We start from the raw sequence: 20,801 nt of genomic DNA, 5'->3' as shown, positions 1-20,801 counted from the left end.
GTTGTCGCGTTGCCCGCCTTACCCTTGATGTGGCATCAGTGCGGGGGCGGCAGGCCAAGACTTCGGATCACGGATGCAACCGGGCAAAGAGATGCGGGCAGAACACGACGGTATGGAACATCAGACGCAGCGACGTGACAGCACAAGATTGCAGACGGTTCTTTTGGGAATCATCGCCTTTGCCTTGGTGCTGTTCATGTTGGTGGCCGCGCGCTTTATTCTGATTTCGTTGGCAATTGCCATCATCCTTTTCTCTCTGACCTCCGAAGCGATCAACGCGATTGCACGTTTGCACATCGGGCCGATACGGGTGCCGAACTGGTTGGCCTCGATCGTTGCGCTGGCGCTGATTGCGTCGGGGTTGCTGACGTTGACTGCGGTGCTGGTGGCGCAGGCCAATGAGGTTGTCACGATGGCGATCAGCTATGCCGAGCCGGCCCAGAGTGCGATCGCCGAGCTTTTCGGCTGGATGGGCGCCGACGTCGAGGCGGCGGTGCTGAATTCAATGAGGACAATCGAGGTGCCGGGCTATCTGCGCGCGCTGGCTGGACAGGCGGGGAATTTGTTATCGGCTGTCGTGCTGATCATCCTGTTTGTCGGTTTTCTCTTTGCCGAGAGGGTGTGGTTTTCAGCAAAGTTGGAAAACCTGATCGGCAACCCGGCGCGCGCGGCACGGGCGGGCGATGTGATCGGATCAATCATGCGACGGGTCAATCACTATCTACTGGTCAAGACTGTCGTCAGTGCAACCACGGGGGCGGCGGTTTACGGCATCTTCAAACTGGCGGGGTTCGATTTGGCGTTGCCGGTGGCCATCATGACCTTCACGCTGAATTTCATTCCCAGCCTTGGGTCGATCATTGCAACGGGCCTCGCGGCGCTGGCGGTCTATGTACAGACTGGCGACCAGCAGGCGACGCTTGCCGTCTTTGTCGTGGTGGGGATGCTGCAGTTCGTTATCGGGAATGTCATAGATCCGATGCTCATGGGGCGGGCACTGCGGCTATCATCCTTTGGGATCATTATTTCTTTGGCGTTCTGGGGGGCGGTTTGGGGTTTGCCGGGGATGTTTCTGGCGGTTCCGATCATGGTGGCGGTGATGATCGTGTGCGCGCAATCACCAACGCTGCGCCCGTTAGCGGTGCTGTTGTCGCGCGAAGGACTGCCCGAAGCCGAGGATTGACGCCGTGCTCGGGGGCGCTGCCCCCATCCCTTCGGTCCCCCCCGGAGTATTTTCACCAAAAAAAGCCAAGCCAGCCAGAGGCGGAGGGTAACCGCGCCATTGCCGCCGGCTACCTGAATTTTGAGCGCGGGGTGGGCCGGTTTTCGCGGGCCCACCTAGCGGAATGACGACCGACAAACGGCACAGTGCAGTGTCGACGATGTTGTGGCGGTGGCGGCGATCCCTATCTGGTTGCGTGATGCCGCAGTTGGGGGAGTGGGGGCGGCGCGGTGGGGCGATCAGATCAGGCTCATAGGGGGGGCTTGGGGGTTTCCGTATCCTTTCCAGCAGTAGTTTGGTCGCGCTGCGGCGCGGCGCTTGGGGTGCGCAGGGTTTCGGGGTTGCGCAGCCAGATGTCTTGTTGCGGGAAGGGGATCTCGATCCCTTCTTCGGCAAAGCGGCGCGCGATTTCATGGTTCATTTCCGATAGGACCGACATGATGAAATTCACATCCGACAGGATCGCCCGAATTTCAAAGTTGACGCTGTTAGCCCCGAAACTGACCAGATAGGCCCGCGGCTCGGGGTTCATCATCACCAACGGATGGTCGTGGGCTATTTCAAGCAGGATTTTTTCCACCCGCTTTGTGTCCACGCCATACGCAACGCCGATTGGCACCGTCACCCGGCCCGTCAGGTTGCCCCGCGTCCAGTTTGTCACCACGCCCGACACAAGGTCGGCGTTGGGCACGATCACGTCGGTGCGGTTGAAGGTCTCGATCCGGGTTGAGCGCACCGAGATTGCGCGCACGATGCCCTGCTGCCCGCCAACCTCGATCCAGTCGCCTTCTGAAATCGGCCGCTCAATCAGCAAAATGATCCCCGAGACGAAGTTCGATACGATGTTTTGCAGGCCAAAGCCGATACCGACCGATAGCGCGCCTGCGACGATTGCCAGTGAACTGAGATCAATTCCCGCAGACGATATTGCCAGGACCGCGGCCAGAAAAATCCCGATATACCCCAGCCCCGATATGATGGCGTTCTGCCCACCCTTGTCGATCTTGGTCTTGGGCAGGATCGAGTTGCGCAGCGCGCCCTGCACCATCCGGGTAATCATGTAGCCGATAGCAAAAACCACCGCGAAGGTCAAAAACACCGCAGGCGAGATATGCACCCCGCCCCATGAAATTCCGTTGCGGAAGGTGGTCCACAGATCGGCCAGATCCTCGGTTCGCATACCCCAGATCAGCGCCAGAAACGGCAATGAGGCCAAGGACATCATCAGCCCCAGCAAGACTGGTATCAGCCCTTCACGCCGACTTTCGTCGCCGCGACATATCAAGACATAAAGATCGGTCACAAAATCCTGAACCACCGCCAGCAGCGCCAAAAGTCCCAGCGACAGCAGCGCCGGCCAGATCAGCGCATTGGCGGCACTGATATAGCCGATCACCCCCAGAACAGGGGTGATGACCGAGATAACGATGACGGCATTTCCAAGCCAGAACAGCAGGTTGTAACGGAAAGCTGCATCAGCGTCCTGCGTGTTGCCAAGCCGTTTTTGCCGGCGCAATATCTGCCCCATGCGAAATAAAACCAGCGCGGCAAAGATCTGTAACGGCACCTCCAGCACAGAGATTGCAGCATCGGCCCGCAAGGCAACCTCTTGCGCCTTTTCCGCGCCAACATTTCCCGACCCACCCAGATAGTCCTGCGCACGCGGAATGATCCATTCCGACATCAGATGCTGAAGCCCCAGGGCAAGCCCCATCATCAGCGCATGTAGTCGCCCTTCGGTGCGGCGGTCTACGACAAGGCCCAGCGCACTTTCCGCACCCGACCGCGGTGGAAATATACGCGTGCCCAGCCACCGCGCAGCAAGCGCCATGAATAAGACCCACGGTAACAGATCGAACAGTTTCATCAGGATCGGCCCGAAAAAGGCCGTACTGGCAAAGGCTTTGGCCAATAGCATCGCGCCCAGCACCGGCAGCATCACCTGCCCCAGCGAAACGATCCCCGAGATCAGCCCGCGCCCGCGCATCGCGGTTTTATCAAGCAGCCATTTGGTCAGCCGCTCCATCCAGTGTCCACCGCGCAGCAGCAGCAGCAGGGCAACCACAACCAGCCCCGCAATCAACGGTGCATTGTTGCGCAGCGTGTCATAGTTGATCGGTCGCGTGAAACGCCAGACGGTTTCCTCATAGATCCACGCGCCCATCCACCGAAACAGCGACACTGCCGCAGGCCAATTGATCGGGTTCGCCGCCGAGGGTGACAGCCGCAGCAGCTTGTCTGCCTGGCGGTCGCGCATGATCCGGTCGATGTTGCGGATCAGCCCGTCCGCGCGGCTGGCGGCCTCGTCTGCGGTAATGCCGGGCGCCTGCAACTTGGCCAGCCGAGCGTTCAGTTCGACGCGGCGGGCGGCAATGGTGGGGTCTTCGGTCTCGCCCTCGGCGGGGGCGGGCCCCAGCGCGGCGATCTGTTTTTTCAGGGTATCGATCTGGTCGTTATTGGCACTTTGTGCCTCGATGAACTGATTGCGCGCCTTGACGATGTCCGCGCGAAGCTGGGAAAGGCTCTCATCCGTGGCGGTGGCTTTGGTGACGACAGCCTCAGCCGCCTTGGCGTTGACATCCCAGCTTTTGTAGTCTGGGCCGGGTGCCTCTTGTGCCGCCACCGGCAGCGCCAGAACCATTGCAATCAGGCAAAAGCGAAGAAACCTGATCATCCTGCAAACACCTCAGGAACATCACGGCCCCGACCATCAAGCCATGTTGGCACCGGCAGGCCCTTGGCGTGCAGGAATTCAGGGTTGAACAGTTTGGATTGGTAGCGTGTGCCATAGTCACACAGAATGGTGACGATGGTATGGCCGGGCCCCATGTCACGCGCCATACGCATGGCGCCCGCAATGTTGATCCCCGAAGATCCCCCAAGGCAAAGACCCTCTTCAGAGAGCAGATCAAACACGATCGGCAGCGCCTCGCTATCTGCGATGCGGCAGCTGAAGTCAGGGGTTATGCCCTCAAGGTTGGCGGTGATGCGGCCCTGCCCGATGCCCTCGGTGATGGAGCTGCCTTCGGATTTCAGCACGCCTTCGGTGTAGAATGAATGCAGCGCCGCCCCCTCGGGGTCGGCCAGCCCGACCTTTACGCCCTTGGGCTGAAGCGCCATTGCCAGACCCGCCAGCGTGCCGCCCGATCCCACAGCGCAGATCACGCCGTCGACCTTGCCGCCGGTTTGTTCCCAAATTTCGGGGCCGGTGGTTTCCACATGGGCCTGCCGGTTGGCGGTATTGTCGAACTGGTTGGCCCAGACCACCCCGTTGGGGTCGGTCCTGGCCAGCGCCTCGGCCAGACGGCCCGAATAGCGGACATAGTTGTTGGGGTTGGAATAGGGGGCGGCGGGCACCTGCACCAGCTCGGCGCCGGCCAGCCGCAACATGTCTTTCTTTTCCTGACTTTGGGTTTCAGGGATCACAATCACCGTGCGAAAGCCCATGCTGGCCCCGACCAGCGCCAGCCCGATACCGGTATTGCCCGCGGTGCCCTCGACAATGGTGCCGCCGGGCTTCAGCTGCCCCTTCGCCACCGCGTCGCGGATGATGTATAGCGCGGCCCGGTCCTTGACCGATTGGCCGGGGTTCATGAATTCGGCTTTGCCCAGAATGTCGCACCCCGTAGCGGCGCTGGCCTTTTTCAGCCGGATCAACGGTGTATTGCCAATCGTCGCTGCCAGATCGGTGCAGATGCGCATGCCGTCTCTCCCCGGTGTTGCAATGTTTGTTGGCCCAGACCTAAGGCCAAGCCGGCCCGGCCTCAACCCCCGCCAATAGCTTGTGACACGGCCCCTGCCCGCAACTCGGCGCGCTTTCGTGCTAGCCACAGTGCCAAAACCAACAGTGGCCCATTGTCAGCCTCGCCGCTAGTGACAAGATCCATCAGCGCCTCGAACGAAATCAGATGCGAGCGGATATCCTCGCCCTCGTCAGCCAGCCCACCGGGCTTTGCCGCGCTATCAGGAAGGTCTGCCAAGGCGATGAAACAATAGATATATTCAGACTTTGCCCCCGGCGACGGGTAAAACGAAGGTGCAGCATACATGCGGCCCACGGTCAGCCCCGCCTCTTCCACGGCCTCGCGGCGGGCGGCGGCCTCGGGGGTTTCCAGCGGGTCGACGCGCCCGGCGATGGGTTCAATCAGCCAAGGGTTCAGATCGCCACGCGCAAAGGCGCCGACCCGGAACTGTTCGATTACCAACACCCGGTCGCGGACCGGGTCATAGGGCAGAACCACAGACGCATCGCACGACACAAAGGCCGCACGGTCCAGCACCGGGCTATACCCCCCGGCAAACAACCGGTGAGACAGGTCATATTCCTCGACCGTGAAGAAATGCGCGTAAGCGGGTTCCGTGCGCTGGACGGTCACATCCCTTGGCGCGGCGCGGCGGCGCAGGCGCGCCGGTTTCTCGGCCCGCGCCCGCAACCGCGAGGCGGCGCGTGCCAACACCATCGGATAGCGCCACCGCGCAACCTCGGGGGGGATCCGGCCAAACCCGGCCATGAAATCGACCGCGGCCTCGGTTGCGATATCCCCCCAATGCGCCACCCAATCGGGCAGACGCCACAAGGCGGCGGGTTGCCATGCCCCCGGATCGCCAAAATAAACGCGTGCCGGATGTGGCCCGTCAACGGTGTTGACCAGAACTTCGCGGATATGAAAGGCAAAACCGGCCTCGTAATAATCCAGCCGCGCAGCCTCCGCATCACTGACATCGGTGACCAGCAGCCCCATCGCGCCCGCGCCGCCGGGGCAAAGCAGCGGGAACGTGCCATCGTCGCCAACCGCGCGCACCTCATGGTCGGGCAGCGTTGCAGGGGTCAGGCGCGGCAGGCGCCCCAATACCTGCACCAACAGGGGTGCGTGGCGCAAGGTGCCGTAAAAGAAATAACTTTTCATCCTAGCGCCACCGACGACCGGCCCATTCTGCGGCCATACCCGATAGGGCCCCCCCGACAATCAGCACGCCCAACACATCAGCTTGCAACACCAGTTTTCCAAATTCCAACCCCTGCCCCACCACATCAACGAGCGCATCGGTCGGGGCGTCATAGCGTTTGCGCAGCGCAAGTTTGATCATCTGCGCAAACCCCGAAACAACCAGCACCCCGATCACCATGAACAAGGCTCCGCGCATGCCTGTCTGCATACTGATCATGTTCCCCTTGCCCGTGCGCATCCCCACCACGAACCAACCGGCAGAAAAGCCGATGATACCGCCCACAACCGGCAAAAAATCGGCCTTGGCACCATAGGGAATATCAGGCAGCACCAGTGCGGCGGCAAGCACCCCGGTCGCGGCTAGAACAAGGGCGGCAAATAATTTGGCGGCTGTTGGCATCTAAGTGTTGGGCCTCGAATAAATAAATTGTGTTACATCGCAGTTTTGCCCGTGAAACGCGCCCGCGCAAGAGGCCAGATAGAAATTCCACATTCGGCGGAATCGCTCATCAAACCCGAGCGCGCGGATTTCATCCCAGCGGGCGTTGAACTGGTCAGCCCAAATCCGCAGCGTATGCGCGTAACCGTCGCCAAAGGATCGCCCCCCCAAGGGCTGCAACCCAGCCAGTTGTGGCAATTCCTGCATTACCGAAGGCGCCGGAAGCATCCCGCCAGGAAAGATGTATTTCTGAATGAAATCAGGTGCTTTTCGATATATGTTAAAGCGCCTTTCCTGAACGGTGATCGCTTGGATACAGGCCCGTGCGCCAGGTTTCAGCGCATCTGCCAGCACCGCAAAGTAAGTGGGCCACCACGCCTCCCCGACGGCCTCGAACATCTCGATACTGGCAACGGCGTCAAACTGGCCGGAAAAATCACGGTAATCTTGCAACCGAATACTGACCCGATCTGACAGGCCGGCCGCGCTAATGCGGGCCAAGGCATAGTCATATTGCGCACGACTGAGGGTCAACCCGGTCACCAGCAGGCCCCGTTCTGCAGCTGCGTATTCAGCAAATCCGCCCCAGCCGCAGCCTATCTCAAGCACATGATCCCCCGGCCTTACCGCCAGCGCATCCACTATTGCCGCGTATTTGGCGCGCTGCGCCTCGGCCAGCGTTTCGCCTTTGAGAGTGAAAAGGGCGGCGGAATAGGTCATCGACGGGTCCAGCCAAAGCGCGTAGAAATCATTTCCCAGATCATAATGTGCGGCAATGTTGCGGCGGGCCTGGGTGCGGGTATTGCCGCGCAGCCAGTGGCGAAACTGCTCTGCCGCGCGCACCACAGCCATGCCCGGAAACCCGTCATAAAGCGCATCATTGCCCGCGTGGACCAGTTCCATGAAAGCCATCAGATCGGGGGTGGACCATCCTTCATCCAGATAGGCCTCGCAAAAACCCAGATCGCCTTCTCGGATCAGGCGGGCGAACAGGTCCGGGTCATGGATGTGGATCTCGGCTTTCGCGCCCGGCCCCCCCTCGGCCCGAAAGCGGCGCCCATCGGGCAGGACAAAGTCGAGACGCCCCCGGTTCAGCCCTTTGACCACCGCAAACACCCGCGCGAAATAGCGTGGAAGGCCGCCGTGGCCCTCGGTCCCGGTAAGGGGCGTTTGGGTGACATCCGCCATCGTTTTTCTCTTTGCCTTTGACCGCAGAGGATAGCAGCGCAAGGATCACTTTTCGCGCGCCTCATAGGCCAACAAAGCGCGCGCGCGCCCGTCTTCAAGGGTAATTCGCGGTTCGGGGTAGGGTTGGCGGGCGTTCATGCCCCAGCTTTCGGGGATGGCGGCAAAGAATTCAGAGGCCGTCTGTGGCGGATCGCGCTGCCCCTCTGCAATAAAGCGGTTGCGGTATGTGCCCTCACGGTCAAACTTTTCTGCCTGACCTGCCGGGTTGAAGACGCGAAAATAGGGGGAAGCATCTGGCCCTGATCCCGCCATCCATTGCCAGCCCATCGCATTGGCGGCCGGATCCCAGTCGATCAGGGTATCTTCGAACCATTTCAATCCGATACGCCAATCAGTTAAGAGGTGCTTGGTCAGATATGAGGCCGCAATCATCCGGGCGCGGTTATGCATCGTTCCGGTCACATAAAGTTCGCGCATGGCCGCGTCTACGAAAGGCACACCGGTCATGCCGCGCCGCCAGGCCTCGGCGTCGGGGTTGTCACCGCGCCAGGGAAACGCGTCCCAGCCTTCACGCCAGTTCGCCTGCGAAAGCGCGGGATAATGATGGTAAAGATGCCAGGCAAACTCGCGCCAGACCAGTTCTTTCAAAAAGTGTTCGGCACCTGCGGCACCCTCGTATAATGCACGCCGCCCCGCATGCCACACGACCAATGGCGAAATTTCACCATAGGTCAGGTTTTCCGACAGGCCCGAAGTCGCGTCCTGGGCGGGAAAATCGCGCCGTTCCTTATAGGTCTGGATGCGCGTTTGCACAAAATTCGCAAGCCGCGCCTGTGCTGCCGCCTCGCCTATCTGGGCATGGCGGGCAAGCACCGCCGCCCCACGCCGCATCTGCGCCCCCATCGCCCAATCGGCCAAAGCGTCAGACGGGGGCCACAGCTCTGGCGCACGGATTGTGTGCGGCGCGGCCTGCGGCTGTGCCAGATCACGCCGCCGCACCGAATTCCAATAGGGCGTATAAACACGGTAGGGGCCACCCTGCCCCGTTGTCACGTCCCAAGGTTCAAAGAGTAGCGCCCCTTCAAAACTGCGCGCTTCGGTTCCCGCAGCTTGCAAGCCAGCCTTCAGCGCTGTGTCACGCGGCCGCCACGCCGGGTCATAGCTGCGCGACCAGTATACCGAGACTGCGCCAACCTGCTTCACCAGTTCGCGCAAAACCGCGCCCGCCGGTCCGCGCCGCAAGATCAGGCGGCTGCCAGCGCGGGCCAGCGTTTCGGCAAACCGCGCCACGCCCTGCCCCATCCGCCACCGCGCGGCCGCCCCCAGTGCGGCCACCGCTTCATCATGAATGAATACCGGTATCACCGGCCGCCCCGAGGCCACCGCCGCCGCCAATGCCGGGTGATCCAACAGCCGCAGGTCGCGCCGCAGCCACAATATGATCGGACGTTGGGGCATGCCGTCTCCTTTTTGACAGGGTTACGCGGCAAAGGCAGTATCGGATCATCTTTTGGTGCGCCCCAGGTGCTGCGCCCGTCCAAACCTGATGCCACCTCAAAGGGTAGCGTCCAGCCCCTCTATCAGGCGTGCCACATCATCAAAGCTGGTATAATGCACGAAAGACAGCCGCAAAACGCCCTGCGCTGGGTCAATGCCCATCGCCTCCAGCGGGCGGCGGGCGTAGAAATCGCCAGCGCCACAGTTGATGCCGCGCGCGGCCAGCGCTGCGGCCACGCCATCAGGTGCGCGGTCCAGCGCAACGGCAACAGTCGGCGCGCGCCGGGCCGCATCGCGCGGCCCCAGCAGCCGCAAATCATTACGGGCCGCCAGATGATCCAGCAGCGGTTGCAACAACGCCGCCTCATGCGCGCGCATCAGATCATGGACCCGGGCGCCGCGCGTGCGGGCATCGGGCTCGGCGCCAAAGTGGTGATCATGGAGCGCGTCGATATAGTCAGCGATACCGGCCGAGGCCGCAACCTGCGCGTGATCCGGCCCCGCGGGGGTAAAGCGTTTGTAAAGCGTATCAGCGTTGAACCAATGCCCCTGCGCGGGCAGTTTTTGCGCCAGTTCGCGCCGTATCACCATGATGCCCTGATGCGGGCCATACACCTTGTAAGCCGAGAAAAGGTAGATATCGGCCCCCAGCGCCCCCACGTCCGGCAGGCCGTGCGGCGCATAGCTGACCCCATCAACGCAGGCAAAGGCCCCAGCCTCGTGAACCATTTCGACGATCTCGGCCACCGGGTTGATTTCACCCACCACATTCGAGCAATGCGGAAAGCACACCAGCCGCACCCGGCCATCGGCCAGAAGATCGGCCAGCCGCGCCGGGTCCAGATGCCCTGTCGCCGGGTCAACGCGCCATTCGCGCACATCGACCCCGTCCTGTTCCAACCGCCGCCACGGGCCGGAATTGGCCTCATGGTCCTGGTTCGTCACGATAATCGCGGCCCCCGGCTCCAACCCGCGCAAAAACGCCTGCGCCAGCACATAGGTATTGGCGCTGGTCGAGGGGCCAAAGCTGACCTCGTCCGTTTCCACCCCCATCAAGGCCGCCAGGCGGGTGCGGGCCTCGTCCATCTCGTCGCCGCCCAGACGCGAAGCCTCATAGGGGCCGTAGGGTTGAACCTTGCGGTTGATATAGAACCGCGTCAGCCGATCAATCACCGGCGCGCAGGCATAACTGCCCCCGGCATTCTCGAAAAATACCTGATCGCGTAGTTCAGGCGATTGAAAGGCGGGAAACTGGCTGCGCACATAACGCAGATCAAGGGAGGGCATGGGCATCAGGCGGGGCTTTCATCGGCGGTGCAACAGCGCACGCGCAAAGAAGGCCCGATCCGCCCGCAGGCGTCAAGACCCCGCCCGATTGGGTGTCACGACGCGATGTGTAGACGAGTTTTGACTTGTCGGGGCCATTTTCACGGACTAGCGTTATACAAAACATCTCTAAAACAACAGGAAGATCATGAAACTCCACTCTATGCTGCTGACGACCGCTGCGACACTTGCCATCGCGCTTCCCTCATTGCCTGCCTTTGCGGCTGATCCTGATTTGCTGGTCTTTGACTGGGCCGGTTTTGAAGAGCCGGGGCTTTTTGCCACCTACACGGAAAAATACGGCACCGGGCCAAGCTATGCTTTCTACGGCGACGATGACGAAGCCTATCAAAAGATCGCCTCGGGGTTTAAGGCTGATGTGGCGCACCCCTGTTCGCAGATGGTATCGAAATACCGCGACGCGGGCCTGATCGAGCCTTGGGATGTATCAAAAATTCCTGAATTTGCCAATATCGACCCGATTTTCCTGAACAGCCCGATTTTCAAGGATGAAAGCGGCGTCTGGTATATCCCGGCCGACTGGGGCGTGACTGCGGTTGCGTATAACCCCGACCAGGTCCCCGCCGAAGACGTCGCCACGCTTGATGTGTTCCTGAACCCCAAATATGCTGGGCGCACCTCGATGCCCGACAGCTCGGATGACGTTTGGGCGCTGGCCTATCTGGCCACCGGTGTGACCGACTGGACCAATATCAGCGATGAGCAGTTCACCGCCGCTGCCGATTGGCTGCGCAAGGCCCATGCCAACATTCGGTCTTACTGGTCCGATCCGGCAGAGATGTCGCAGATCATGGCCTCGGGCGAGGTGCTGGTTGCCTGGTCCTGGAATGATGGCGTCACCTTTCTGCGGCAAGACAATTACCCCGTTGCCTACCAGCGGGAGGCCAAAGAAGGGTCATCCACTTGGTTTTGTGGTTTCGTAAATCTCAAAAACGGGCCGGGATCCGAGGAAAAAGCCTATGATTTCATCAATTCGTGGCTGCGCCCCGAAGCTGGCCCCGAACTTATGAAGGCGATCGGCTACGGGCACTCCAACACCAGAGCAATGGACCTGATTTCAGACGAAGAGCGCGAGAACGCCGGTCTGGCCGAAATATCGGCGCCGATCCTTTCACAGGTTCCAAACGATCCTGGCCTGCGCGAGCGTCAGTTGGCCGAGTTCGAAAAGATCAAAGCCGGGTTCTGACGCCCCGCAGCGCAAAATGGTGACGCCGCCACAGGGCGTCACCAACCGCTAAGGGCGCTTTTTGGGGCGCCCTTGTCCGTTTGGGGGTAGCCCATGGGCGCTGTGCCACGTCTTTCATTTTACTTGCTGGCACGCCGCCGGTCATTTATTTTTGACGCATGAGCACGCCCGGCCCCATTCCCTCACGGGCGGCGGCCCAAGGTTCCGTCGCCGCGCCGTGGCCCGCCCCGACGGTTTTCGGGACGCGGTGCTTTAGCTGTGCTCACACCGGGGCTTTGCCCATAGGGCCGGCCTGCAGATGGCGCGAAAGGACACGGGATGAGCAGCCTGCGCGATATGTTTCTGGCGATGATTGCCGCCGTGATCCCCGGCTTTGGCGTCGATACTGCCCCGGTTTATAACGGCTATCTGGAGGCGGACTATGTGCATGTCGCCCCCTTGGGCGCAGGCCGGATCCTGACCATTGACACGGCCGAGGGTGACAGCGTCACCGAAGGTCAGGTGCTGGTCACGCTGGATGACACCAGCCAGACCGCCCAAGCCCGCGCCGCCAAGGCCGGGGTCGCGCTGGCACAGGCCAATCTTGAGAACCTGCAAACCGGCAGCCGCGATGCCGAAATCGCGGTGATCCGCGCCTCTATCCGCAAGGCCGAGGCTGACCGGACCCTGGCGCAAAGCACGCTGGGGCGGTCCTCGCAATTGCTGACGCAAGGGCGCGTGCCCCCCGCGCAGGTTGACCACGACCGCGCCGCCCTGGCCAGCGCCGACGCACAGATCGACCAGTTGACCGCCCAGTTGAAGGTCGCGCAACTGCCCGCCCGCGCAGCCCAGCGTGTCGCCGCCGAGGCCGCGCTTGAACGCGCCCGCGCCGAGGCGGATCTGGCGCTCTCGGGCTTGCGCGACCGCACCCTGCTGGCCCCGGTATCTGGCCGGGTCGAACGGATCTATTATGAGCCGGGCGAGGTCGCCGCCAGCGGCGCGCCGGTTCTGTCGATTCTGCCGCCGGGGCAGATCAAGGCGATTTTCTTTCTGCCCGAGGGGGCGCGATCAAGCTTTTCGGTTGGCGACCGGCTGGGGTTAAGCTGCGATGGCTGCCCAGACGGCATCCGCGCCACCATCACGCGGCTGGCCTCGGACCCGCAATACACCCCACCGATCCTTTATTCCCGCGACGAACGCGCCCGGCTGGTCTTTCGCGCCGAAGCGGCACTGACCCCCACCGACGGGCTGCTGCCCGGCCAGCCCATCACCCTGGCGCCCGCACCATGAGCGAGGATCTGGCCATTTCCGTGCGCGGGCTGACCAAGATATTCGGCACCCGCCGCGTTGTCGACGATTTCGACATGGATGTGCCTCGCGGCGCGATCTACGGCTTTTTGGGGCCAAACGGTAGCGGCAAGACCACCACCATCCGCATGATGTGCGGCCTGCTGATACCTGACGGCGGCACCGGCCAATGCCTTGGGTTCGACATTCTGCGCGAGGCGCAGGCGATCAAGGAACAGGTCGGCTACATGACGCAGAAATTCTCGCTTTATGAGGATCTGACGATCCGCGAAAATCTGGATTTCATCGCCCGGATGTTTCAGATGACCGACCGCCGCACCAAGGTTGCGCAAGCGCTGCGCGATCTGGGGCTGGCCGACCGCGCGGGGCAACTGGCCGGCACGCTGTCGGGCGGGTGGAAACAGCGACTGGCGCTGGCGGCCTGCATGCTGCACGATCCGCAGCTGCTGCTTTTGGACGAACCAACCGCCGGCGTGGACCCAAAGGCCCGGCGCGATTTTTGGGACGAAATTCACCGCCTTTCGGCGCGGGGTGTCACGGTTCTGGTTTCGACCCATTACATGGATGAGGCGGTGCAATGTGATTTCATCGCCTATATCGCCTACGGCAAAAAGCTGATCTCGGGTCCGGCGCAGGATATTCCGGCAATGGTCGGGTTGACCACATGGCGCGTTGAGGGCCCGGCCATTTCTGCACTGGAGGACCGTTTGCGCGCCACCCCCGGCGTTGATCAGGTGGCGCGCTTTGGCGCGATGCTGCACGTTTCAGGCAAAGACAAGGCCGCCTTGGCCCGGGTGGCAACGGCTGAACGCGCGCGCGGCCAACACCAATGGCACGAACAGTCGGCTGGGCTGGAAGAGGCGTTCATCTATCTGATGGCCGGGGCTACCGACAATTTCATCGGCGCCCCCGCGGCGGCGGGCGAATGATGGGCTTTTCGCTGGCCCGGTTTGGCGCGGTGCTGGTCAAGGAGTTCATCCAGATGCGGCGTGACCGCATCACCTTTGGCATGATGATCGGCATCCCGATCATGCAACTTTTTCTGTTCGGGTTTGCGATCAACTCTGACCCGAAACATCTGCCCACGCTGGTTGAGATGGCCGATCAGGGGCCGGTCACGCGGGCGGTGCTGATGGCGATGAAAACCTCGGATTATTTTGACTTTGAGGGGATCGTCACCGACCGCGAGGCGGGCGACCGGGCGCTGCGCGACGGTAGCGCCAATTTTGTCGTGGTGATCCCGCCGGGGTTTGAACGCGATGTGATGCGCGGCCTCTCGCCGCAGATCCTGCTGTCTGCGGATGCGTCGGACCCGTCAGCGGCGGGTAGCGCCGTGGCCGCCATTTCCGGCATCGTCGCCACCGCAATGGCGCAGACCCTGACCGGGCCGTTACGCGCCGCGGCGGCCACGCCTGCGCCGTTTTCCGTCACCGTTCACAAGCAATTCAACCCCGAGGGACGCACCGCCACCAATATCGTGCCGGGCCTGCTGGCGATTATCCTGTCGATGACCATGGTGATGATCACCGCCGTCGGCATCGTACGCGAATCCGAAAAAGGCACGATGGAGACGCTGATCGCCACCCCCGTGCGCCCCGCTGAGGTGATGCTGGGCAAGATTATCCCCTATATTCTGGTCGGTTATGTGCAAACATTGGTGTTCCTACTGGCCGCGAGGGTCATTTTCGATGTGCCGTTCCTTGGATCAAGACTCGCATTTTTCATCGGCTTCAACCTTTATATCGTGGTCAACCTGGCGCTGGGGTTTCTGATTTCGACCGTGGCGCGATCACAGATGCAGGCGATGCAGATCTCGTTTTTTCTGTTGTTGCCAACGGTCCTTTTGTCGGGGTTCATGTTTCCATTCGCGGGAATGCCCGCTTGGGCGCAGGCGATCGGAAACGCGATTCCGGCCACGCATTTCCTGCGCCTGACCCGCAAGGTGATGCTGAAAGGGGCCGGGCTGGGCGATATCGGTTTCGATCTGGCGGCGATTGCGGCGATCATGCTGGTGATCGTCGCGGTGGCGCTGAAACGCTATCGTCAGACGCTGGATTAAGCGGTCCTTGCAGTGCGCCCCCGGCCCCCCTATATTGAGGGTGTTCGGGGCTTGCTTCGGACTATGGACATAAACGCGCTCGTAATAAGCGGATCGGACCCGGGGGCGGTACCCGGCGGCTCCACCAACAGTCCCTCATTGGGGGCGGAGGGGGCCGAAATAGGATCGACGAACGTCTAAAGGGGTTATGCTTTGTCTCGGTGAGCTACTACCGTTATCGGTGCAAAATGTACAGTTGCCAATGACAACCGTGCTCCGGCAATGGCTCTTGCTGCGTAAGCAGTTCGGGTCGCCGAAACTAAGCCCTTGCGCCTAGCCGCGTAAGGCGGGGTTCGCAGGTACCTGGCAACAGAAACCTGCACTTTTCTTCCTTGTTCACGGCCGGGTGCCTGGTTTCATCACCGCGCCTGCCGTAACGTCAACTTATTCCGCGAAACACCGCCGCCGCCTCTTTCCTTCGAAAACGAATCCCCTATGCTGGCGCGGCCAACAGACACATAACAAAGGCCGGTTCATGACGCGCAGCATTGACTACGGAAACCTGATGCATCGCGCGATGCGCGGACTTATCCAGACGGTTCTGACGGATGTTTCCGAAAGCGGGCTACCCGGAGAGCACCACTTTTTCATTACCTTCGATACCCGTCACCCCGATGCCGAACTGGCAAACTGGCTGCGCGAACGCTATCCCGAAGAAATGACGATCGTCATTCAGCACTGGTTTGACAACCTGACAGTGACCAACGACGGCTTCACGGTCACACTGAATTTTGGCGACAACCCCGAACCTTTGTATGTTCCGTTCGATGCCGTGCGCACATTTGTCGATCCATCGGTGGAATTCGGCCTGCGGTTCGAGACACAGGATTATGATGACGAAGACGGGGATGAGGCTGAGGAAAGCCCCGATGACACCCCCAAAGACCGCGCCCCGCGAAGCGACGCAGAAGTGGTCAGTCTTGACAAATGGCGTAAATAACCCATACCGAGTGTGATCGGCACCCGATCACGGGTGGCGTCAGGGCCCTGGAGGGCTGATGAACGATCTAACAGTGTTTTTGGGCCAGATGATCCGCCGACCCGGTCAGGTTTCGGCCCTTGCGCCCTCGTCCAAACGTTTGGCGCGGGCGATGGCGGCGGGGCTTGGCCCGCAGAGCGGCCTTGTGGCCGAACTGGGCCCCGGCACAGGCAAGATCACTCGTGCGATCCTGGAAACCGGCCTGCCATGCGAAAACCTGACAGTATTTGAGTTGAACCAGGTCTTTTGCCGCAGACTGGCTGCTACCTTTCCGGGTCTTCGAATTGAAAACAACCCCGCGCAGGACATGCAGGCATTGGGGCTGAATGGGCTGGATGCGGTAATTTCGGGCTTGCCGCTGTTGTCGATGTCGCCGTGGTTGCAACACTCGATCGTGGATGCGGCCTTTGCGTCGCTGAAACCGGATGGCGTTTTCGTGCAATTCACCTATGGCCCGCGCCCCCCGCTTGACCCCGGGGTGCAACGGGATCTGCACCTGAAGGTTGATCGCGGCCCGCATGTACTGGTCAACATACCGCCGGCACGCGTTTATCACTATAGACGTAGCTGATAGCGGTATACCGCCGCATACCGATTGCAAAAACCAACCGTTCCACTTATGAAGCCCATGACATTCTCAGGAGGCTTGCCCATGACCGCCACCCGCACCGAAACCGACAGCTTTGGCCCATTAGACGTACCCGCCGATAAGTACTGGGGCGCGCAGACACAGCGCTCGATCATCAACTTTCCGATCGGTTGGGAACGCCAGCCCGTGGCCATCGTGCGCGCGCTGGGGGTGATCAAGAAAGCCTGTGCCGAGGTGAACATGGCCACCGGCGCCATCAGCGCCGATCTGGGCAAGGCGATTTCGGCAGCGGCGTCCGAGGTGATTGAGGGGAAGTTCGATGACAACTTCCCGCTGGTCGTCTGGCAAACCGGGTCCGGCACGCAAAGCAACATGAACGCCAACGAAGTCATTTCAAACCGCGCGATTGAAATGATGGGCGGCGTGATGGGTAGCAAAAAGCCGGTTCACCCGAATGATCATGTGAATAAGGGGCAATCTTCCAACGACACATTCCCCACCGCGATGCATGTTGCTATCGGGATGATGGCGCGCGATGTGCTCTTGCCGGGTTTGGAAAAACTTCATGCAGCTTTGGCCGCCAAAGCATTGGAATTCAAGGATATCATCAAGATCGGCCGGACCCACACCCAGGACGCCACACCATTGACGCTGGGTCAGGAATTCAGCGGCTATGCGCATCAGGTGGCACAAGGGATCATGCGGGTAAAGAAGATCCTGCCCGAGATTTATGAGTTGGCCCAGGGCGGCACTGCCGTTGGCACCGGATTGAACACCAAAAAGGGCTGGGATACCGCCGTTGCGGCAAAGATCGCAGAAATCACCGGCCTGCCCTTTGTCACCGCCCCCAACAAGTTTGAGGCACTGGCTGCGCATGACGCCATGGTGATGTTTTCGGGCGCACTGAAAACCGTGGCGGCCAGCCTGTTCAAGATTGCCAATGACCTGCGGTTGCTGGGCTCTGGCCCGCGTTCAGGTCTGGGCGAACTGATCCTGCCGGAAAATGAGCCGGGATCGTCGATCATGCCGGGCAAGGTCAACCCGACCCAGGCTGAGGCGCTGACAATGGTCTGCGCCCATGTGATGGGCAATGATGCGGCTGTAGGCTTTGCCGGGTCGCAGGGCCATTTCGAATTGAACGTCTACAACCCGATGATGTCTTATAACGTCTTGCAATCCATGCAACTTTTGGGTGATGCGGCGGGATCATTCACCGATAACATGGTCGTCGGCACACAGGCCAATATCGCGCGAATTGAACGCCTGATGAAAGAAAGCCTGATGCTGGTCACGGCCCTGGCCCCCACCATCGGCTATGACGCGGCAACCAAAGTAGCCAAGACCGCCCATAAGAACGGCACCACATTGCGCGAAGAGGCGATCGCGCTAGGCTATGTCGATGGCGAAACCTTTGACCGCGTTGTGCGCCCGGAACTGATGGTGGGCCCCGAGGCTTGATGCCCAAGGTTGTCAACCTGAGGCAAGCGAAGAAGGCCCTTGCACGACTTAAAAAAGGCGCGCAAGGGTCTGAAAATGCATCTAAGTTTGGTAGAACCAAGGCGCAGAAGCTATTAGAGAAAGCCACAGCAGACCGCGCCCACACCACCCTTGATGCCCATAAGCGGGAAGACCCATGAACCGCCCGGTCAAACACTCTTTGACTTTGGGCGGTCATCGCACCAGCGTTTCTCTGGAAGATGAGTTTTGGGCAGCCTTTCGCGCAATAGCCGCCGCGAACAACAAAGGTATCAATGAGTTAGCGGCCGAAATTGATGCAGAACGCGGCATGGATATGGGCCTTGCCACGGCAATCAGGCTGTTCGTGCTGCGCTGGTATCGGCAGCGCGCCGATCAAACGTTCAGCGGACTGTAAAGCGCCTGGCGTAGCCGTGTGGCCTCTTCTTGCGCGGCAATCTCGGTTTCGGTCAGCACTGCGGCATTTGGTTGCGTCAGATCGTTTGAAAAAAGCGATTGAAGTTCCTCACGCGTCAGACGCTTTGCCTCGGCCGCAGATGTTTTGGCGCTACGGATTCCAACGAAACGCCACGCGGGAAACGCGATACGAAACCATGTAATACGGCGGGCCCGCTGGTCAGACGGGTAATTGGCAGAGCTGATTTGACGAACCATCGACATCCCCCAAGATGCAATACGCTGGCAGGCGCAGATCCTAACGACTCTTTTATAACCGAGCCTTGAAGATCAGTCTCATGGGAAATCGGCGAAAATCTGCCGAGATGCCGATCCTATCTGAGGATAATCAGATAGCGCATTGATATATATAAAAACTATAAATCTAATGACGTTGCGTCATACGGTAAGGCGGCGCGCACCTGCGCCTCACAATACGCGGTCAGATCCTTGCGAGAGAGAAAATCGCGCACCAAAACCGGTGCATGAAAGACAACCTCGACCGAACCCTGGCGCGGTGTGACCAGGACTTTCATGAAATGTGACCCGAACGCCATATCGCCCCACCATCCATAAAACCGCGCATCCGCCCCTTCTGGCGCGCGGTAAATGACGGTGATGGGTTGGATGCGAAAATCCTGCGCCACCCCCTGGTCATAAAACGGCGCGAAAAGTGTGGACTTGAACGGCTGCACCCTAAGCCCGTCGGTCGAGGTGCCCTCGGGAAAGAACAAAAGCCGATGTCCGGCACGGATCCGGGTTCCCAGCAACGCCTGTTGCGCCTTGGCATCGTTGCGATTTCGGCGGATAAAGACGGTCCCGGTCGCACGGGCCAGCCAGCCAATTACCGGCCAATCCGCCACCTCGGCCTTGGAAACAAAGTAGACGCGCTGGCAGGCATTGAGCGCAAAAATATCCAACCAGGAACCATGATTGGCAACCACCGCCCCGATATTGTCGATAGGTTGCCCGATGATGTGGTACCCGATCCCCATGATCCGAAAGGACGTGCGGCACACGGCTTGGGTGATGTGCGGCGTCCACGGGCGGTTATCGCCATGCACCGGACGTTCTACCAGACGCAGCGCCAGCAACGCCAAAAGCCCGCCGTAGGTAACACAAAGAAGTGCGCCCCCACGCAATACCCCCAGCCCAACCCCCAGTGGCCCCGGCCGTGGGCCTGGGGCGGGTTCACCGTCACGCCACGTCGTCATACCCCGTCTCCGTGGCGGCGAGTGTAAAACCTATGGTGGCGTTCGCTCATTGCCGCCGTGTCCATCATCACCAATACATCGGTGGTGTTGAACGGCAAATCAAGATACGCCCCCTCGCCCACCGTGCCCCCCAGTCGCAGATAGGCTTTGATCAGCGCGGGCATTTGCACCATCGCGGCGCGCCGGTCCAGATCGGCGGCGGGGACAAGGTCCATGCGCTGAAAATGCGCCGCGCGGGCCCGGACCCGCAAGGCAGGGGGCGCAAGGTGATGATGATGCAGCCAGGCCAACGGCAGCTTGAGCGCCTCGATCTGGGTGCCGTGAAAGCTGGCGACGCCAAACAGGATTTCAATGTTGTGATCCAGCACATAGCCGGCAAGCGCGTTCCACAACAAGAACATCCCCGCCCCCCCCCGATAATCGGGATGCACGCAGGATCGCCCCAATTCCAAAAGGCGGCGGCCGGAAGCCCGCAAAAGGCTCAGATCATATTCACTGTCGCAATAGAAACGCCCGAATTCCCTGGCACGCGCCCCGGTCAGCAGCCGATAAACACCCACCACATGATCCAATGTCGCCGCATCCCGCCGGGTGTCCACAAGGATCAAATGGTCATAAACCGGGTCGAATTCGTCCTTTTCCAACCGGTCTTGATGATCAACCCAAGGGCCATCCCCCCCCAGCTCCTCAACAAAAACCATGTAGCGCAACCTTTGGGCGGCCAAAAGGTCGCGCGATTCTGTCGCGACGCGGATTTCGAAGTAGGAGGTGTCGGGTGTCATCTGCCTATGCCTTCGCGGCCTGCCGGGCGGTCTGATCTGGTTTTAGGCATCCCGAGGTGGCTTTGCAACCGGATGCCGCGAGGGTGTCTGACCTGCCACAGGTGCGGAAATAT

20 protein-coding genes and 1 other RNA gene are annotated in these 20,801 nt (G+C 60.7%); 11 read left to right on the top strand and 10 right to left on the bottom strand.

What is annotated here, in order from left to right:
* Positions 1-112: 112 nt before the first annotated feature.
* Positions 113-1,183 (top strand): AI-2E family transporter, encoded by a 1,071-nt coding sequence (locus ACM62R_RS03460; RefSeq protein ID WP_415182733.1) that lies wholly within the window; start codon positions 113-115, stop codon positions 1,181-1,183.
* Between the two features lie 289 nt (positions 1,184-1,472).
* Here ACM62R_RS03460 and ACM62R_RS03455 read toward each other — a convergent pair whose 3' ends face one another.
* The 7 genes from ACM62R_RS03455 to ACM62R_RS03425 form a co-directional block, all read right to left on the bottom strand.
* On the bottom strand, positions 1,473-3,896 hold the full coding sequence (locus ACM62R_RS03455) for a DUF3772 domain-containing protein (protein WP_415182673.1): 2,424 nt from the start codon (positions 3,894-3,896) through the stop codon (positions 1,473-1,475).
* Entirely contained in the window at positions 3,893-4,924 is a 1,032-nt protein-coding gene (locus ACM62R_RS03450; RefSeq protein WP_415182672.1) for a cysteine synthase A, read from the bottom strand. The genes ACM62R_RS03455 and ACM62R_RS03450 overlap by 4 nt, the downstream gene beginning before the upstream one ends.
* A gap of 62 nt (positions 4,925-4,986) precedes the next feature.
* A complete protein-coding gene (locus tag ACM62R_RS03445; protein WP_415182671.1) occupies positions 4,987-6,129 on the bottom strand; it encodes an NUDIX domain-containing protein in 1,143 nt (380 codons plus the stop codon).
* A 1-nt stretch (position 6,130) separates the two neighbouring features.
* Positions 6,131-6,571 carry a TrgA family protein gene (locus tag ACM62R_RS03440; protein WP_415182670.1) on the bottom strand — a complete coding sequence of 147 codons (441 nt, stop codon included), beginning with the start codon at positions 6,569-6,571 and terminating at the stop codon, positions 6,131-6,133.
* On the bottom strand, positions 6,572-7,798 hold the full coding sequence (locus ACM62R_RS03435) for a class I SAM-dependent methyltransferase (RefSeq protein WP_415182669.1): 1,227 nt from the start codon (positions 7,796-7,798) through the stop codon (positions 6,572-6,574). It lies immediately after the preceding gene.
* 45 nt (positions 7,799-7,843) lie between these two features.
* Complete coding sequence (locus tag ACM62R_RS03430) at positions 7,844-9,256, bottom strand: cryptochrome/photolyase family protein (RefSeq protein ID WP_415182668.1); 1,413 nt, start codon at positions 9,254-9,256, stop codon at positions 7,844-7,846.
* Positions 9,257-9,352: 96 nt separating this feature from the next.
* Positions 9,353-10,582 (bottom strand): aminotransferase class V-fold PLP-dependent enzyme, encoded by a 1,230-nt coding sequence (locus ACM62R_RS03425; RefSeq protein ID WP_415182732.1) that lies wholly within the window; start codon positions 10,580-10,582, stop codon positions 9,353-9,355.
* Positions 10,583-10,769: 187 nt separating this feature from the next.
* Between ACM62R_RS03425 and ACM62R_RS03420 the strand changes: the two genes are divergently transcribed.
* From ACM62R_RS03420 to ACM62R_RS03375, 10 genes are all read left to right on the top strand, one after another.
* On the top strand, positions 10,770-11,828 hold the full coding sequence (locus tag ACM62R_RS03420) for an ABC transporter substrate-binding protein (protein ID WP_415182667.1): 1,059 nt from the start codon (positions 10,770-10,772) through the stop codon (positions 11,826-11,828).
* A 318-nt stretch (positions 11,829-12,146) separates the two neighbouring features.
* The gene (locus ACM62R_RS03415; RefSeq protein WP_415182666.1) at positions 12,147-13,097 is read left to right on the top strand and encodes an HlyD family secretion protein; all 951 of its coding nucleotides are present in this window, start codon (positions 12,147-12,149) and stop codon (positions 13,095-13,097) included.
* A complete protein-coding gene (locus ACM62R_RS03410; protein WP_415182665.1) occupies positions 13,094-14,044 on the top strand; it encodes an ABC transporter ATP-binding protein in 951 nt (316 codons plus the stop codon). The genes ACM62R_RS03415 and ACM62R_RS03410 overlap by 4 nt, the downstream gene beginning before the upstream one ends.
* The gene (locus ACM62R_RS03405) at positions 14,041-15,174 is read left to right on the top strand and encodes an ABC transporter permease (RefSeq protein WP_415182664.1); all 1,134 of its coding nucleotides are present in this window, start codon (positions 14,041-14,043) and stop codon (positions 15,172-15,174) included. Before ACM62R_RS03410 ends, ACM62R_RS03405 begins: the two co-directional genes overlap by 4 nt.
* A 3-nt stretch (positions 15,175-15,177) precedes the next feature.
* Positions 15,178-15,537: a transfer-messenger RNA gene (ssrA, locus tag ACM62R_RS03400) on the top strand.
* Positions 15,538-15,688: 151 nt separating this feature from the next.
* The gene (locus ACM62R_RS03395; RefSeq protein ID WP_415182663.1) at positions 15,689-16,153 is read left to right on the top strand and encodes an SspB family protein; all 465 of its coding nucleotides are present in this window, start codon (positions 15,689-15,691) and stop codon (positions 16,151-16,153) included.
* Between the two features lie 58 nt (positions 16,154-16,211).
* Positions 16,212-16,763, top strand: a complete 552-nt coding sequence (locus tag ACM62R_RS03390; protein ID WP_415182662.1) for a class I SAM-dependent methyltransferase — start codon at positions 16,212-16,214, stop codon at positions 16,761-16,763.
* An 81-nt stretch (positions 16,764-16,844) separates the two neighbouring features.
* Positions 16,845-18,239 (top strand): class II fumarate hydratase, encoded by a 1,395-nt coding sequence (gene fumC / locus ACM62R_RS03385; protein WP_415182661.1) that lies wholly within the window; start codon positions 16,845-16,847, stop codon positions 18,237-18,239.
* Entirely contained in the window at positions 18,239-18,418 is a 180-nt protein-coding gene (locus ACM62R_RS03380; RefSeq protein ID WP_415182660.1) for a DUF4169 family protein, read from the top strand. Before fumC ends, ACM62R_RS03380 begins: the two co-directional genes overlap by 1 nt.
* Complete coding sequence (locus ACM62R_RS03375; RefSeq protein WP_415182659.1) at positions 18,415-18,654, top strand: ribbon-helix-helix domain-containing protein; 240 nt, start codon at positions 18,415-18,417, stop codon at positions 18,652-18,654. Before ACM62R_RS03380 ends, ACM62R_RS03375 begins: the two co-directional genes overlap by 4 nt.
* Here the strand turns inward: ACM62R_RS03375 and ACM62R_RS03370 are convergent.
* The 3 genes from ACM62R_RS03370 to ACM62R_RS03360 all read right to left on the bottom strand — a co-directional run bounded on the left by ACM62R_RS03370 (position 18,633) and on the right by ACM62R_RS03360 (position 20,688).
* Complete coding sequence (locus ACM62R_RS03370) at positions 18,633-18,911, bottom strand: hypothetical protein (protein WP_415182658.1); 279 nt, start codon at positions 18,909-18,911, stop codon at positions 18,633-18,635. The genes ACM62R_RS03375 and ACM62R_RS03370 overlap by 22 nt on opposite strands.
* A gap of 158 nt (positions 18,912-19,069) precedes the next feature.
* Positions 19,070-19,906 carry a lysophospholipid acyltransferase family protein gene (locus tag ACM62R_RS03365; RefSeq protein WP_415182657.1) on the bottom strand — a complete coding sequence of 279 codons (837 nt, stop codon included), beginning with the start codon at positions 19,904-19,906 and terminating at the stop codon, positions 19,070-19,072.
* Positions 19,903-20,688, bottom strand: a complete 786-nt coding sequence (locus ACM62R_RS03360; protein ID WP_415182656.1) for a GNAT family N-acetyltransferase — start codon at positions 20,686-20,688, stop codon at positions 19,903-19,905. The genes ACM62R_RS03365 and ACM62R_RS03360 overlap by 4 nt, the downstream gene beginning before the upstream one ends.
* Between the last annotated feature and the right edge of the window lie 113 nt (positions 20,689-20,801).

The organism is Phaeovulum sp., assembly GCF_047638075.1.
Lineage (GTDB): Bacteria > Pseudomonadota > Alphaproteobacteria > Rhodobacterales > Rhodobacteraceae > UBA6197.
This window is presented reverse-complemented; position numbering and strand designations above follow the sequence as displayed.